Annotated in this window: 12 protein-coding genes; all 12 read left to right on the top strand. The window is 35.5% G+C overall.

Annotation, left to right across the window (positions count from 1 at the left end; translation table 11 throughout):
* The first annotated feature begins 2 nt into the window (after positions 1-2).
* The 12 genes from BC6307_RS13145 (at position 3) to murD (ending at position 16,465) form a co-directional block, all read left to right on the top strand.
* Positions 3-1,535, top strand: coding sequence for an acyl-CoA carboxylase subunit beta (locus tag BC6307_RS13145; protein WP_066420977.1), 1,533 nt, complete (start codon positions 3-5; stop codon positions 1,533-1,535).
* An 856-nt stretch (positions 1,536-2,391) separates the two neighbouring features.
* On the top strand, positions 2,392-3,291 hold the full coding sequence (locus BC6307_RS13140; RefSeq protein WP_066417654.1) for a 2-dehydropantoate 2-reductase: 900 nt from the start codon (positions 2,392-2,394) through the stop codon (positions 3,289-3,291).
* A gap of 18 nt (positions 3,292-3,309) precedes the next feature.
* Complete coding sequence (locus BC6307_RS13135) at positions 3,310-3,702, top strand: DUF3397 domain-containing protein (protein WP_066417651.1); 393 nt, start codon at positions 3,310-3,312, stop codon at positions 3,700-3,702.
* A 166-nt stretch (positions 3,703-3,868) separates the two neighbouring features.
* Positions 3,869-5,494 (top strand): bacillithiol biosynthesis cysteine-adding enzyme BshC, encoded by a 1,626-nt coding sequence (gene bshC / locus BC6307_RS13130; RefSeq protein WP_066417648.1) that lies wholly within the window; start codon positions 3,869-3,871, stop codon positions 5,492-5,494.
* 446 nt (positions 5,495-5,940) lie between these two features.
* Complete coding sequence (mraZ, locus tag BC6307_RS13125) at positions 5,941-6,372, top strand: division/cell wall cluster transcriptional repressor MraZ (protein ID WP_066417645.1); 432 nt, start codon at positions 5,941-5,943, stop codon at positions 6,370-6,372.
* 78 nt (positions 6,373-6,450) lie between these two features.
* On the top strand, positions 6,451-7,392 hold the full coding sequence (gene rsmH / locus BC6307_RS13120; protein WP_066417642.1) for a 16S rRNA (cytosine(1402)-N(4))-methyltransferase RsmH: 942 nt from the start codon (positions 6,451-6,453) through the stop codon (positions 7,390-7,392).
* 11 nt (positions 7,393-7,403) lie between these two features.
* Entirely contained in the window at positions 7,404-7,763 is a 360-nt protein-coding gene (gene ftsL / locus BC6307_RS13115; RefSeq protein ID WP_066417640.1) for a cell division protein FtsL, read from the top strand.
* Between the two features lie 6 nt (positions 7,764-7,769).
* Positions 7,770-9,968 carry a penicillin-binding protein gene (locus BC6307_RS13110; RefSeq protein ID WP_066417637.1) on the top strand — a complete coding sequence of 733 codons (2,199 nt, stop codon included), beginning with the start codon at positions 7,770-7,772 and terminating at the stop codon, positions 9,966-9,968.
* Between the two features lie 135 nt (positions 9,969-10,103).
* A complete protein-coding gene (locus BC6307_RS13105) occupies positions 10,104-12,023 on the top strand; it encodes a stage V sporulation protein D (protein ID WP_066417635.1) in 1,920 nt (639 codons plus the stop codon).
* A 236-nt stretch (positions 12,024-12,259) separates the two neighbouring features.
* Positions 12,260-13,735: a UDP-N-acetylmuramoyl-L-alanyl-D-glutamate--2,6-diaminopimelate ligase gene (locus tag BC6307_RS13100; RefSeq protein WP_066417633.1), complete on the top strand. Its 1,476-nt coding sequence runs from the start codon at positions 12,260-12,262 to the stop codon at positions 13,733-13,735.
* 401 nt (positions 13,736-14,136) lie between these two features.
* Positions 14,137-15,111: a phospho-N-acetylmuramoyl-pentapeptide-transferase gene (gene mraY, locus BC6307_RS13095; RefSeq protein ID WP_066417631.1), complete on the top strand. Its 975-nt coding sequence runs from the start codon at positions 14,137-14,139 to the stop codon at positions 15,109-15,111.
* A gap of 1 nt (position 15,112) precedes the next feature.
* A complete protein-coding gene (murD, locus tag BC6307_RS13090) occupies positions 15,113-16,465 on the top strand; it encodes a UDP-N-acetylmuramoyl-L-alanine--D-glutamate ligase (RefSeq protein ID WP_066417628.1) in 1,353 nt (450 codons plus the stop codon).
* Positions 16,466-16,562: the final 97 nt, after the last annotated feature.

Below are 16,562 nucleotides of genomic sequence, written 5' to 3'. Positions count from 1 at the left end.
AAATGAACGACCAACTAAAAAGATTTGAAGAAATAGTAGGCGAAATAAAAAGAGGTGGACAACCAAAATATCATGAAAAGTTAAAAGAACAGGGGAAGATGTTTGTAAGAGATCGACTCGCTCTTTTATTTGATAACGGTGAGTATGAAGAAGACGGCTTTTTTGCTAATAATCAAGCACAAGGTCTTCCGGCAGACGGAGTAGTAACGGGAGTAGGTAAGGTTAATGGACAAACTGTCTGTGTTATGGCTAATGATTCGACAGTTAAAGCTGGTTCTTGGGGTGCTAGAACAGTAGAAAAAATTATTAGAATTCAAGAAACAGCGGAAAAATTAAAAGTCCCTATCCTATACTTAGTAGACTCAGCTGGAGCGAGAATTACAGATCAATTAGATATGTTTCCTAATAGACGTGGTGCGGGTAAAATTTTTTACAACCAGGTAAAGCTTTCTGGAATGGTGCCACAAATATGTGTTTTATTTGGTCCATCGGCAGCTGGTGGTGCTTATATTCCTGCTTTTTGTGATATTGTTATCATGGTTGATGGAAATGCATCTATGTATTTAGGTTCACCGCGTATGGCGGAAAAAGTAATTGGTGAAAAAGTAACGCTAGAGGAAATGGGCGGAGCTAGAATGCATTGCACTGTTAGTGGCTGCGGTGATGTGTTAGCAAATGATGAGGAATCGGCAATTAAGGAAGCCCGCCGCTATTTATCGTATTTTCCTGCAAGTTATAAAGAAAAAACAGCAGACATTCAGTCAGTACAGCCTGTAAAAGGAAGAAATTTAACAGAAATAGTACCAGAAAATCAGAATGCTCCTTTTGACATGTACGAAGCAATTGACCAGCTAATCGATGAGGGAAGTTTTTTTGAGATTAAAAAATTATTCGCACCAGAGCTTATTACTGGACTTGCACGAATGGACGGCCGGGTAGTAGGGATTATTGCTAACCAACCGAAAGTGAAAGGTGGAGTGCTTTTCGTAGACTCTGCGGATAAAGGAGCCAAGTTTATTCAACTTTGTGATGCGTTCCATATTCCGCTTTTATTTTTAGCAGACGTACCAGGTTTCATGATTGGTACAAAAGTAGAGCGAGCAGGTATTATTCGACACGGTGCCAAACTTATTGCGGCAATGAGTTCCGCTACTGTTCCAAAAATATCAGTTGTAGTTAGGAAAGCTTACGGAGCAGGTTTATATGCGATGGCAGGACCAGCATTCGAACCTGACTGTTGTATCGCCTTACCAACCGCACAAATAGCAGTTATGGGTCCAGAAGCTGCTGTTAACGCAGTTTATTCAAATAAAATTAATGAAATAGAAGATATAAAAGAAAAAATGGCATTTGTTCAACAAAAGCATGCTGAGTATAAAGAGACAATCGATATTTATAAACTAGCTTCAGAATTAATTGTTGATGAAATAGTCCAACCATCTCAATTGAGGAGTGTACTAATTAAACGATTCGACTATTACTCTTCTAAACAAATGACATTTAGCGAAAGAAAACATCCTGTATATCCAGTGTAATGAAAAAAGAGTGCTCTTATAAAAAAAGAGCACTCTTTTCTGCTTGATAAAAATGAACATGCCAAGATCCCAAGTTTAAAACTATGTGAGTTAAAAGTTTGCACCAAGGCGAACAAAAATAGGAACTTAGATTTTGAGCTACGGAGTGAAACGGACAACCATAAAACAACTATCATATTATCAAGTTAGACACTCATGCAAGTGAAATTTTGCACCATGAGGAATGAAAATAGGGATTTCATTTTAGAACAGTATAATGGTTTTCACTTTCTAGATTTAGAACCGGGAGTGGAACGGAGCGGAAGACACTTGACTCCTCGAAAATGCTATCGCATTTTCTTCGTGCGATGTAATGCTGCCGAAGCCTTCCTTGTCCTGCGGGAGGTAGAGGGAAGGTCGAGACCCCACAGGCGCAGCCGAAGAGGCTCGAATCCACGAAAAGCGGAAGCGCATCGATCTGGCCCGTACAAACTGGAGCAGTCCGGTAGGAGATAAAGGAAACACAACGAAACGTTAGTTGAGTTGATGTTGACTTATCGTACGGACGGACTGGGAAGTTTGATAGGGCCAATGCGCTGGAGCTAGACATCTCCCCGCGGAAAGCAAGTGTCTGCAGCGAAGTGAAACGGACTAGGTTAAAACGTATAATAACAAACAAAGTTGTCTATAATAATATGCTATTTTCCCAAACGCCTATTTTCAGGGTAGACTGTAAAAATCATGAACAAATCACTTTGTATTATGTACAAAATTTACAAGTTTTTCAGATTAATTTCTAATAGAGTATTATCACCCTATAGGATCTTTGATACAATATTTATAAACTTTTTAGGAAAAAAGAACGAGGAGTTATCCAATGGAAATCGCAATTATTGGTGCAGGTGCAACAGGTCTATTATATGCTCATCAGTTGGCTAACATTTTTCGAGTGAAAATATATTGTAAACGTGAAGAACAACGTAATCTTATTCACAAGGAAGGTGTTACTTTAATAGATGGCGAGCAAATAATGAATAAAAAAATAAAAGTAGAACTTTTTTCTGATGAAACCGAAATAAATGAAGATGTACTAATCATAACAGCAAAGCAGTACTCCTTAGAATCAATTATTCGTAACTTAAAAAAATATCAGAATAAAACAATCCTTTTTTTGCAAAATGGAATGAATCACATTACCTATTTTCATGAATTACAACAAAATAAAATATTTGTAGGAGTTATTGAGCATGGAGCTAAAAAGGAAAATGATACAACAGTCTATTTGACTGGTAAAGGGTTAACAAATGTAGCTCCTTACAATGAACATCATACTTCATTATTTTTTGAAAACTGGGATAGCAAATTAAAAGATTTTCCAATCGTGATGGAAAAACAATGGTATCCGATATTAGCAAAAAAATTAATAGTCAATGCCGTCATAAATCCACTAACTGCTTTATATAAAGTTGAAAACGGTAAGTTACTTTCTAATAAAAATTATTTAATTACAATGGAAACGATCTTTAATGAAGCATTTTCAATATTAAATGTTGGTAAAAAAGAGGAAATGTGGAACCATGTAACGAAAATTTGTACAAGCACTAGTAAAAACCATTCCTCCATGTTACGAGACATGGAAACCGGTAAAAAGACAGAGGTAGATGCGATATTAGGCTATCTTCTCCAAGAGGGTAAAAAAGCGAAAAAAGAATTACCGGTTATACACTTTGTTTATCACGCTCTTAAAGGAATGGAAAATGTTCGAATGAATGAATAAAGGAAGGGAAAAAATATAATGTCTAATATGGTTGCTAGTATTATTGCTACTTTTGTTACAATCCCAATTTTTACATGGTTCTTATTATATTTTATATCAAGGTCCATTACGAAGAATAATAAACGTTCCTTTCAAATGGCTACTGATTACTCTACTTTTTTTTTCATATTAGCTGTTCATTATTTAATCGTTATTATTTGGGATCGTTCTCTTCTTTGGCTTATTTTAATTGTTCTTATCATCATTGCTACTGTCATCGTTCTTGTTCATTATCGAATTAATCAAGAAATTAAATTTAGAAAAGTTTGGAAAGGTTTTTGGCGTACAAATTTCTTACTGTTTTTTTTCTTATACTTTTCCCTTGCTTTTTTTGGTTTGATAAAAAGAATGACAGAACTTTTCTCGATATAAGCATATTTTTTTGATTATTTGTAAATTAGTGCTATACTTCAACGTGGAATTATTTCACTTTAACTTCAATAATCAAACTTCAGTCTTTTTTCTATTGTTAAAGCATTAAGTTAAGTGAACTAACTTAAAATATATAGTCTCCTGGAAATAGAAAGGAAGTAGTTTCATGGATGTTTTAGCTATCTCTCTTCCTACTATTAATAAATTTTCTTCTGATTATTTAAATGGTAAAGAAGAGTTACAAGCTTTTTTTACATATAATCCTTTTTCTGATCATTGTTATCAGGAAAGGTACGACAATATTATAAAACGTGAGTTTAAGCGGGAAGAGCTTGTTGAATATTTAAGGGCATACAATCTTCAATTCAATGCAGGAGAAAAAACGTTCGAAAACATTGAAACGCTTTTAGATGAGAAATCGGTTGTAGTAGTAGGAGGTCAACAGGCAGGGTTGTTAACAGGTCCACTATACACGATATCGAAAATAATAAGCATTATATGCTTAGCGAAAGAGCAAGAACAGTTATTAAATAAGCCTGTAATCCCATTATTTTGGATAGCAGGAGAAGATCATGATTTTCTAGAGATTAACCATGTGTTCGTTCAAGAGCTTAATCGTTTAAAGAAAAAGTCTTTTCATGATCCTTTAGCTGGTAAGAAGATGGTTTCAGATTTAATAATCGATAAGCAAGCAATGAACATTTGGGTTCAAGATGTGTTTCATCGTTTCGGAGAGAGTGAGCATACGAAAGAATTAGTTGCATCATTAGAAAGTTATATTAATCAATCCGAATCATACGTTGACTTTTTCTCATTCATCGTTTCTGACCTGTTTCAAAGTCAAGGTTTAGTATTAATGAATGCAGCCGATTCAAAAGTTAGGGAAATGGAAAGTTCCTATTTTACGTTATTAATGAAAAAAAATAGAGAAATTACGAATGCTGTCCTTCAAACACAAAAAGAATTAAGTAGCTTAAACTATTCAGAAACGTTGGATATACCTTCAACTGCAATGAATATGTTTATCCATATAGATGGAGAGCGGAGATTACTACATTGGAATGAAGAAAAAGAACAAGCGTATACAGAACAAGGTAATTCCTTTTCTTTAGAAGAACTATTTAGTAAGGTGGAACAGTCACCACAAACTTTTTCAAATAACGTCGTAACAAGACCTATTATGCAAGAGTTATTATTACCTACACTAGCATTTATTGCAGGGCCAGGTGAAATAGCCTATTGGGCAGAGTTAAAAGGTGCTTTTTCCTCTATAAATATAGAAATGCCACCTGTCGTTCCTAGATTAACATTTACTTTATTAGAGAGAGAAATATTCTCCTTATTAGAAGAGTTGAATGTTTCACTAGACGAGGCTCTAGATATAGGTGTTGAAGAAAAGAGAAAGTTGTGGTTGTATGAAAATGAACTAAATAAGATGGAAGAAACACTTCTTTCTTTAAGTAATGAATATAGAGAGATGCATCATAAATATCGACAACTTGGCGAAGAAATCGTACCACATCTACAACCTGTTTTCGAAAAAAATTGGTTAAGGGTAGATCAAGAATTTAATTACATGAAAACGTTAATGGAAAGATCTGCATATGAAAAACATCAACATTTGATGAATAAATACGAAAGAGTCCAATTAGCGCTAAAACCGAATAACGCACCACAAGAAAGAATAATGAATGTGTATTACTATATGAATAAGTACGGCAAAGATTTACCAAATAGAATTTGCGAAAAACCGTTCAAGCATGACGGAAAACATAAGGTAGTACTCCTATAAAAAGAATGTCCTCTTTGGGACATTCTTTTTTTTTTGCCTATTATCCAGGTAGCCATCTTTGTAAGTGAAGGAATTGCACTATGGTGAATGAAAATAGGGATTTTAGTTCTGAATAGTTATAAGGCTTCCTTTTATAGATTTAGAACCGTGAGTGAAACGGACTAACTTTAGAAAACAAGCCTATTTCTTTTTGACAAAAACCAACGTGCATTTGCTCGAATAACAAACAGTTCGTAGAATCTTGCGTATTTTTGTATAAACGATAACAAAAAAAGCCAACATTTCAGTGAATTCGAGCCGATGTCAAAAAATGTTGTAAAAAGATGAAAAACGAAAAAAATTTAAGTTAAAAGGATTTCTTTTTCAATTATAGAATAGTACAATAAAGGCAAGTGGTGAAAAGTGGGGGATTGTGGTACAAAGTAGAATGAAAGTGGGGAAGACCGATGTTTATGGGGGAATATCATCATACAATCGATGCAAAAGGAAGAATGATTATTCCTGCTAAATTTCGTGAAAATTTAGGAGAAGCTTTCGTTTTGACGAGAGGTCTTGACCACTGTCTATTCGGTTACCCCATGTCCGAGTGGACAAATGTAGAAGAAAAACTCAAAGAACTCCCACTTACTAAAAAAGATGCCCGTGCTTTCACACGATTTTTCTTTTCAGGTGCATCAGAATGTGAACTCGATAAACAAGGAAGAGTAAATATATCTTCACCGCTATTACAATACGCTGGGTTAGAGAAAGAATGTGTTGTAATAGGTGTTTCGAATCGAATTGAGATTTGGAGTAAAGATAAATGGGAAGGCTATGTGGAGGAATCGGAAGACTCGTTTGCTGAAATTGCTGAAAATCTTGCCGATTTTGATTTATAAACTTCCTCTCTACCAATACTAAATAGATGGAAGAGAAACTAAAAAATATGTTGTTAGCTAGAAAGGCAGTGAATACAAATGTTTCACCACATAACAGTTTTACTTAATGAAGCAGTAGACGGATTAAATATAAAAGAGGACGGAATATATGTAGACTGTACGTTAGGTGGCGCAGGCCACAGTTCCGAAATTGCAAAAAGACTTTCCGGATCAGGTAGACTGATCGCATTTGATCAAGATGATATTGCAATTAATAATGCAAAGAAAGTACTTGAACCATACTTAGATCGGGTTACATTTATTAAAAGTAACTTTAAATACTTAAAAGAAAAACTAAATGAAATAGGAATTACTAGAGTAGATGGTGTTCTATTTGATTTAGGTGTTTCTTCACCGCAACTGGACACACCAGAACGAGGGTTTAGTTACCACCACGAAGCATCGTTAGATATGAGAATGGACCAATCTAGTTCACTAACGGCTTATCACGTCGTAAATGAATGGCCGTATGAGAAATTAGTAAGAATTTTCTTTCAATATGGCGAAGAAAAGTTTTCTAAACAAATTGCAAGGAAAATTGAGGAGCATAGAAAAAGTGCCCCAATAGAAACGACACTCCAGTTGGTAGACATTATTAAAGAAGGAATACCAGCTCCTGCAAGAAGAACAGGTGGTCATCCTGCCAAAAGAGTGTTCCAAGCTATTAGAATTGCTGTCAATGATGAACTTGGTGTTTTTGAAGATGCAATTAAACAAGCTATTGATGTAACAAAAGTTGGTGGGAGAATTTCCGTTATTACGTTCCATTCATTAGAAGATCGAATTTGTAAAGTGGCGTTTAAAGAAAAAAGTGAAATTCCACCTTTACCACCAGGATTGCCAATTATTCCTGAGGAGTTTCAACCAATTTTAAAACTAGTTAACCGTAAACCAATAATACCGTCTGAAGAAGAATTAGAAGGAAATAACCGAGCACGATCTGCCAAATTAAGAGTTGCAGAAAAAATAAAGGATAATTAGGAGGAAAAAAGTTGAGTAATTTAGCCCATAAAATACAACGTAATCATGAACATCAACAACAACCAACCCGTAAACAACATGTCGTAATTAGAAAAAAAGCACGAATTACGTTAGGGGAAAAACTTTTAATCGGTCTATTTTTAGCATTGGTTACATTTTCCTCCATTCATTTAGTATCTAATCATGTTACAATTTACGATGTTAATAAAGAAATTCGCGTGATAGAAACTTCATTACAAGAACAACAATTAGCAAACCGCGACTTACAATTAAAAGTTGCAGAATTAAGTACTTCTGATCGTATTTTACAAAAAGCGAAAGAATTAGGATTAACTATTAATGAGTCAAGCGTAAAAAATGTACGGGATTGATTACATATGAAAAACTTTATTCACAAAAAAAGAATTCACTTTGGCGCAGCATTGTTATCTGTTTTATTTGCTTCGCTCTTTTTTCTTTTTGTCGGAAGGTTCTTTTACATCCAAGCATTTGGTGAAGTAAAAGGAGAAGACTTACATGCGTTAGCGGATGGTAAGTATAATGTAACAATTGATTTAAATGCATCTAGAGGAACAATTTATGACCGGAATGAAAATCCGATTGCAGAGGATACACCTTCATACACAGTTGTTGCCGTTCTTGATGAGGCGTTAACAACTAACGATGAAAAGCCGAGGCATGTTGTGGACCCGCAAAATACTGCTAAACAACTAGCTCCACTATTAAATGTAGAGGAAAGCTTTCTTTTAGAGCAGCTAACGAGGTCTGCTAAACAAGTAGAGTTTGGTTCAGCTGGACGTGACTTACCTATATCTATAAAAGAAGAAATTGAAGACCTAGAGTTGCCGGGAATTCGGCTGATTCAAGGATCTAAACGCTTTTACTACAATGGTAATTTTGCGAGTCATGTTATCGGTTTTGCTCGTGCCAATGATGACGGTAAAGTAGCAGGTGTTCTAGGTTTAGAAGCAATGTTAGATGAACAGTTAAAAGAAACGAATGGACGCTACACTTATCGACGTGATACTTCAGGGATACCTTTTATTTCTAATCCTGAAGTTTCATATGATGACCCGAAAAATGGAAATGACGTCTACTTAACTCTCGATAGAACCATTCAAACGTTCTTAGAAGATTCGATGAGCGAAGTAGCTGAACAGTATAGTCCTGAACGGATGATAGGAATTGTTGCTGATCCGAAAACAGGAGAAATATTAGCAATGTCTACTCGCCCTACGTTTAATTTAAATACAAGAGTAGGCCTTAGTACAAATTGGAATAATGATGCTGTATCTAGTCGTTTTGAACCAGGATCTACGATGAAAATTTTTACGTTAGCGGCAGCGATTGAAGCAGGTGTATATAATGGTAATCACTATTTTCAATCAGGTTCATATAAAGTAGGACCTGATACGATTCGTGATCATAACCGAAATGGATGGGGAGAAATTTCCTTTGATGAAGGAATGCAGCGATCATCTAATGTGGCCATCGCTTTACTTGTGGAAAAAATGGGTGCTGAAAATTTATTAAACTATTACCATGCATTCGGTTTAAACGAAAAAACAGGTATTGATTTACCAGACGAAGCCACTTCTATTTTTAATTATCATTACCGGATTGAACAAATAACGACCGCGTTCGGACAAGGTACTGCGATTACACCAATACAACAAATACAAGCTGCAACAGCTATTGCGAACAATGGAAAAATGATGCAACCATATATAATAGATAAAATAGTGGACCCTAATACAGGTCAAATATTGAAAGAGAATGAACCGATTATTAAAGGGGAACCTGTATCTGAAAAAACAGCGAATAAAGTTTTGGAAGTATTAGAATCAACCGTTACTTCTGATGTCGGAACAGGTAGACATTATAGTTTAGATGGATATCGAGTTGCATTGAAAACTGGTACAGCTCAAATATCAAACCCTAATGGACCGGGCTACTTATCAGGTAGGGGTGAATATATTTATTCTGTATTAGGAATGGCTCCTGCGGATAACCCGCAATTAATTGTTTACATTGCCATTGAAAAACCTAAGCTTGGTCAATATGAAACGACTGGAACGAATGCGTTAAAAGGTGTATTCAATCCGGTTATGCAAAGAAGTTTACAATATTTAAGTGTTAAACCGAACTTTGAAGAGACAGAGAGCGCTTCTAATGATGGTGTCGAAGTTAAAAGCTTTATTGGGAAGACCGTGACAGACCTGTCTGAAGAACTTAAAAATCGTAAAGGTCCTAATATCGTAGTAGTTGGTAACGGAAATAAAATAATCAATCAAATGCCAGTTGCTGGTCAGAAAGTATTAGTAGGAGAAAAAGTAGTGCTACTAACAGAGGAAGACCCCCCAATTCCTGATATGACGGGCTGGTCCGTAAGAGATGTTATTAAACTAACAAATTTATTGGAAATTAACCCACATATAATCGGGAATGGTTATGCTTTTCGTCAAAGTGTTTCTCCAGGACAACTAGTTGATGATCGTGAGCAATTTGTTGTAGAATTTAAGTCCAATCGACCTCTACCAGACGTTGAAGAAGAGGAAATGGAGATTGGCGGATAATTCGATATAAAAAAGCTAGTCATTTTGTCACGTACAAATAATGGCTAGCCTTTTTGTGTTTCAAGCCTACCCAGCTCAGTTCTATTTATAAAAGTACAAGCATATATTGGAACGAGCTATAAAGGGGGGCTACACTTGCGAGTATCACACGTTACAGTGAGACGTAGGTTAACGGTTGTATTATTAGTAGGAGTTTTGTTGTTTAGTATTATTGATTTACGATTAGGGTATGTTCAATTTGCTTTAGGTAATATGTTAACAGACCGAGCAAAAGATTCCTGGAGTCGAAATATCCCTTTTGAGCCAGAGCGTGGGGAAATATTAGATAGAAATGGAGTACCGCTTGCTACTAACATGAGTGCGCCAACAGTGTTAGTTGTTCCTAGGCAAATTGTTGACCCCAATGAAGTTTCAGAAAAGCTCGCAGCAACTTTAAATACTTCTAAAGAAGATGTGTATAAACAAATAACTCAAGTCACATCGATGGTGAGGTTAAAAGAGGGACGAAAAATTACACATGAAAAGGCAAAGGAAATTAGATTGTTAGATTTGAAAGGTGTATATATTGCAGAAGATTCCAAAAGGCATTATCCGTTTGGTAGCTATTTATCACACGTATTAGGCTTTGCTGGTATAGATAATCAAGGATTAATGGGGCTTGAACTGCAATATGATGAACAATTAAAGGGTGAAAAAGGGTACGTCCAGTTTTATTCAGATGCAAAAGGACGAAGAATGCCAGATATACCCGATGATTATGTATCTCCTATAGATGGAATGGATCTTAAATTAACCATTGATTGGGAAGTACAAACAATCGTTGAGAGGGTTCTAGATAATGCAAATGAACTATACAATCCAGATGGTATTATCGCCATTGCAATGGATCCGAAAACAGGAGAAATATTAGCAATGTCAAGTAGGCCTGATTTTGATCCAGCTGACTTCCAAAATGTAGCTCCAGAAATATATAATCGAAATTTACCTGTTTGGAGTACGTATGAGCCAGGTTCAACTTTTAAAATAATAACGCTTGCGGCTGCGTTAGAGGAAGAAAAAGTAAACTTAATGAACGACAAGTTTTATGATGATGGCGCAGCAGAGGTCGGGGGAGCGCGACTTCGTTGTTGGAAAAAAGGTGGACATGGCCATCAAACATTTCTAGAAGTTGTACAAAATTCTTGTAACCCAGGTTTTGTTGAATTAGGACAACGTTTAGGAACAGATACATTATTTAAATATATAAAAAACTTTGGTTTTGGTGAAAAAACTGGAATTGACCTTGCTGGAGAAGGAAAAGGTATTTTGTTTAAACCTGAAAATGTAGGGCCGGTTGAGCTTGCTACAACAGCATTCGGGCAAGGTGTATCTGTTACTCCAATACAGCAAGTTGCAGCAGTGTCAGCGGCAATTAACGGTGGTATTTTATATCAGCCATATATTGCAAAAGAATTTATTGACCCTGTTACTGGAGAGGTTGTTTCAAGACAAACTCCTGTTGAAAAGCGTAGAGTTATTTCAGAAGAAACGTCAAAACAAGTACGTTACGCTTTAGAAAGTGTCGTGGCCCAAGGTACTGGTAAAAATGCCTTTGTGGAAGGCTATAGAGTTGGCGGAAAAACTGGTACGGCACAAAAAGCCCAAGGAGGCCGCTATTTAGAAAATAACCATATCGTTTCCTTCATTGGTTTCGCTCCAGCAGATGACCCGCAAATCGTTGTCTATCTCGGTGTAGATAACCCTAAAGGAACAGTCCAATTTGGAGGGGTAGTTGCAGCGCCGTTAGTAGGTGAAATAATGGAGGACAGTTTAAGAGCAATGGGAGTAGAGAAGCGAAAGGGCCAAATAGAGAAAGAAGTTGCATGGCCAGATACCCCATTAGTAGAAGTACCGAACTTAAAAGGAATGACACGAAAAGATATTCATCATGAATATTACAATTTACAGTTAGATGTAAGCGGTGAAGGAACTACTGTTGTTCAGCAGTCACCAGAGCCGGGGACAAAAGTAAAAGAAGGTTCAGTTATAAGAGTATATATGGCTGGCGATTCATAATTTCATACCTTAACTAGTCACTTTTACCAGTTACTCTAGGTGAGGGTGGCTTTTTTCCTTTAAGTAAATGTTTACTTATTAATAAACGGAAAGTGTTTTAATGAATCGAAAAACAATAAGAAATAAATAGGCTCATAACCATCCCCTTTTGAATAGTATACAACAGCAAATGTATGTAAGTAGCTGATTGCTTGCCTTTTTGCTTGCAATTCTATCATAAGGAGGATGGTGCTTTCATGAACTTAAATGAACTCGTTCAACATATACATCATTATAGTATTTCTTCGGAAAATAACCCTTTTATTACACAGTTAGACAATGATTCTCGAACCGTAAAGAGTGGTAGTCTGTTCTTTTGTATAAAGGGGTTTACAGTAGACGGTCATGATTACGTACAGCAAGCTGTAGCTAACGGAGCAGTTGCTATTATTGCTGAAAAGCCCATAAAGGCAGAAGTTCCTGTAGTCATAGTCCGTGATACGAATCGTGCGTTAGCGATTATGGCAGATGTTTTCTATGGCCAACCTTCTCATTCTTTACATGTAATAAGTGTGACTGGAACGAATGGTAAAACTACAACCTCCCATTATATTGATCATATCTTCCGTTATCATTCTAAAAAAACTGGAATGATAGGGACTATTCATATTAAAATTGATGATGAAACGTACCCGGTAAAAAATACAACTCCAGACCAACTATTGTTACAACAATCTCTTCATAAAATGAAAAATAAAGGTGTGGAAATGGTTGTGATGGAAGTTTCTTCTCACGCACTTGATCTAGGAAGAGTAAGAGGATGTGATATTGATATAGCTATTTTTACAAACTTATCACATGACCATTTAGACTATCATCATTCAATGGAAGAATACCGTAATGCAAAAGGTTTGTTATTTTCAAGTCTAGGTAACACATATAATATAGAGAAGCCTAAAGTAGCCATCTTAAACGAAGATGATACTGCATCAGAATATTACAAAAAAGTATCATCAGCTCAAATTTTGACGTATGGAATTGAAAAAAATAGTGATTTTATGGCGAAAAACATTCGTTATACAGCAGAGGGTACGTATTTTGACCTTCATTATGAAGGGAAAATATCCCCAGTAAAATTGAAACTTGTTGGAAAATTTAACGTCTATAATATTTTAGCGGCGATAACTTCCTGTTACGTTTCAAAAATTCCAATGGAGACGATACTTAAAGCTATTGGGACAATTAAAGGTGTTCCAGGTAGATTTGAGCTAGTAAACGAGGGTCAACCGTTTACAGTTATCGTTGATTATGCCCATACACCTGACAGTTTAGAAAATATTTTAAAAGCTGCTAAACAAATAACAACGAATCGACTCATTTGCATTGTGGGTTGTGGGGGTGACCGTGACCGGACAAAAAGACCGCTTATGGGTCGAATAGCTGTAGAGCGTGCAGATTGGACTATTTTCACCTCAGATAACCCTAGAACAGAAAAGGTGGAGCAAATCATAGCAGATATGGAATCAGAGGTAAGTAACAATAAATATGAAGTAATAGTTGATAGGGAAAAGGCAATCTTTCACGCAATGAAAAGTGCGCAGAAGGGAGATTGTATTATTATTGCTGGTAAAGGGCATGAGACGTATCAAGTGATTGGAAAAGAAATAATTAGCTTTGATGATCGTAAAGTTGCAAAAGCTGCTATTAAAGCTAAATTACGTAAACAAAATTAATTTTAATGATTAAAAATATGATAGAATAAAATGGTTGTTATTAAAAAAGTGTTGCATGTTATCAAAAAAACGTTAAAATTTATTTTTGTTACGTCTATTTTAAGAAAAAGCTAATACCATTCTAAAGAAGTGTACTGTTGAGTCGAAGTCTTAGTATATTTATATATTAACTAATGAAACTATGCATACACTTTTAAAAAATGATTTTAATTAATTGATGAATCAAACAATTGTTGTGTTGCATCTTTACTTCAATTGTTTTACTGCAATTAGTGGGGGATAATCCCCCCTCCTGATTGAAGTAGCTTTATTATGCGAAGTTTTAAATGGAATATTTCAATACATAATTAGACAAGTCGCATATCAAAATTTTGACGTAAATGAGAGAGGAGGGAATAACGATGTTACAACAAGTATTATTATTTACCATCGTTATGTCTTTTTTAGTTACTGTTTTATTATCACCGCTTTTTATTCCCTTCCTAAGGAGATTAAAATTTGGTCAAAGTATTAGAGAGGAAGGACCACAGTCCCACCAAAAGAAAACGGGTACCCCGACTATGGGAGGGATAATGATTCTACTTTCTGTCATTGTTACAACACTAGTAATGACAGGAAAATATACGGAGCCATCTGTCGAAGTTTATTTACTACTGTTCGTAACAGTAGGTTTTGGATTGTTAGGATTTTTAGATGACTTCATTAAAGTTGTTTTAAAAAGAAACTTAGGTTTAACTTCTAAACAAAAATTAGCTGGTCAAATAATTATATCGATTATATTCTTTATAGTATTTCAGCAATCTGATTTCTCAACGGCAGTTGGTTTCCCTGGGACAGATTGGGAAATTGAATTAGGATATTTTTATGTGCTATTTTTAATCTTTTGGTTAGTTGGCTTTTCTAATGCGGTTAACTTAACAGACGGTTTAGACGGTTTAGTTTCTGGTACAGGTGCAATTGCTTTCGGTGCGTTTGCAGTTTTAGCTTGGAATGTAAGCATGTACGAAGTTTCTATATTCTCGGTTGCAGTGGTAGGAGCTCTACTTGGATTTTTAGTATTTAATGCTCATCCTGCAAAAGTATTTATGGGCGATACAGGATCTTTAGCGCTTGGTGGTGCGATAGCAACTGTAGCGATACTTTTAAAATTAGAAATACTTTTAATAATTATAGGTGGTGTTTTTGTAATTGAAACACTTTCTGTTATTATTCAAGTAATTTCATTTAAAACAACTGGGAAAAGGGTATTTAAAATGAGTCCACTTCACCACCACTATGAACTAGTAGGTTGGTCAGAATGGCGAGTAGTCGTCACGTTCTGGACAATTGGATTTATATTTGCTATCCTAGGAATTTATTTAGAGGTGTGGATATAATTTGAAAATGATTAGCGGTTATCAAAACAAAAACATACTAGTATTAGGTTTAGCAAAGAGCGGTACCGCAACGGCAATGCTTTTACATAAGCTAGGTGCAAAAGTAATTGTGAATGATTTAAAGCCATTAGAGGAAAATCCACAAGCTAAAATGTTACAAGAACATGGAATAGAAGTAGTTTGTGGCGGACATCCACTCTCCATTTTTGACGAGAAGATAGAAGTCGTGTTTAAAAATCCAGGAATACCTTATTCGAACCCAATCTTAATTCGTGCTACAGAATTAAATATTCCGATATTAACGGAGGTAGAGCTTGCTTATGAAGTTAGTGAAGCTCCGTTTATTGGTATAACAGGTTCAAACGGTAAAACAACTACGACTACACTTATATTTGAAATGTTGCAACAAGATAATAAGAATCCTTTAATTGCTGGGAATATCGGAACAGTAGCAGTAGAAGTTGCTCAACAAGCTAAACAAGAGAATATTATTGTTACCGAGTTATCCTCGTTTCAATTGATGGGAATTTCAAAATTTCAACCGAAAATATCCGTGCTATTAAATTTATTTGAGGCACATCTTGATTTCCACGGGACGATGTTAGAATATGCACAAGCAAAAGGTAAGATTAGTGAAAACCAAACAGCCGATGATTATGTTGTTTATAACTATGATGACATGTATTGTAAGGAAATGATAAAAAGTAGTAACGCTACACTAATCCCTTTCTCTACAAAAGATATTTGCGAAAATGGTGCCTATTTACTAAATGATTCTCTATACTTTCAAGACGAGGAAATCATTCCAATAAAAGATATCGTTTTACCTGGAAAGCATAATATAGAAAACATCTTAGCTGCCATTGCAGTGTGTAAATTATATAGTGTTAAAAATGAAGCGATACGAAAAGTGCTTGCAACATTCACAGGAGTTAAGCATCGTTTACAATATGTAAGTACTGTTCAAGAAAGAAGATTTTATAATGATTCGAAGGCGACGAACATTTTAGCAACTCAAAAAGCCTTATCTGCTTTTGAAGAGCCTGTTATATTACTAGCAGGTGGTCTTGATAGAGGGAATGAGTTTGACGAGCTAATCCCTTATTTAAAAAATGTTAAAACATTAATCACTTTTGGCCAAACAGCTGAAAAGCTAGAAAAAGCTGGTATGGAAGCTGGGATTCCGAACATTGAAAGAGTAGCAAATGTTGAAAAAGCAGTACAAACTGCTATGGGGAAATCGACAAAAGGCGACGTAATTCTTCTATCACCAGCTTGTGCTAGTTGGGATCAATATAAAACATTTGAAGAACGAGGAGACATTTTTATCAACGCCGTGCATATGCTTAAATAAGGGCTTGGCCACTACATTAAAAGCTATTGACCACTAGTATCTCGTAATAGGGGGATTTTTCCTTAGTTTGCGGAGATTAACTTACGGGCATAGCTTT

Origin of the sequence: Sutcliffiella cohnii (assembly GCF_002250055.1) — a bacterium.
Taxonomy (GTDB): Bacteria; Bacillota; Bacilli; order Bacillales; family Bacillaceae_I; genus Sutcliffiella; species Sutcliffiella cohnii.
This window is presented reverse-complemented; position numbering and strand designations above follow the sequence as displayed.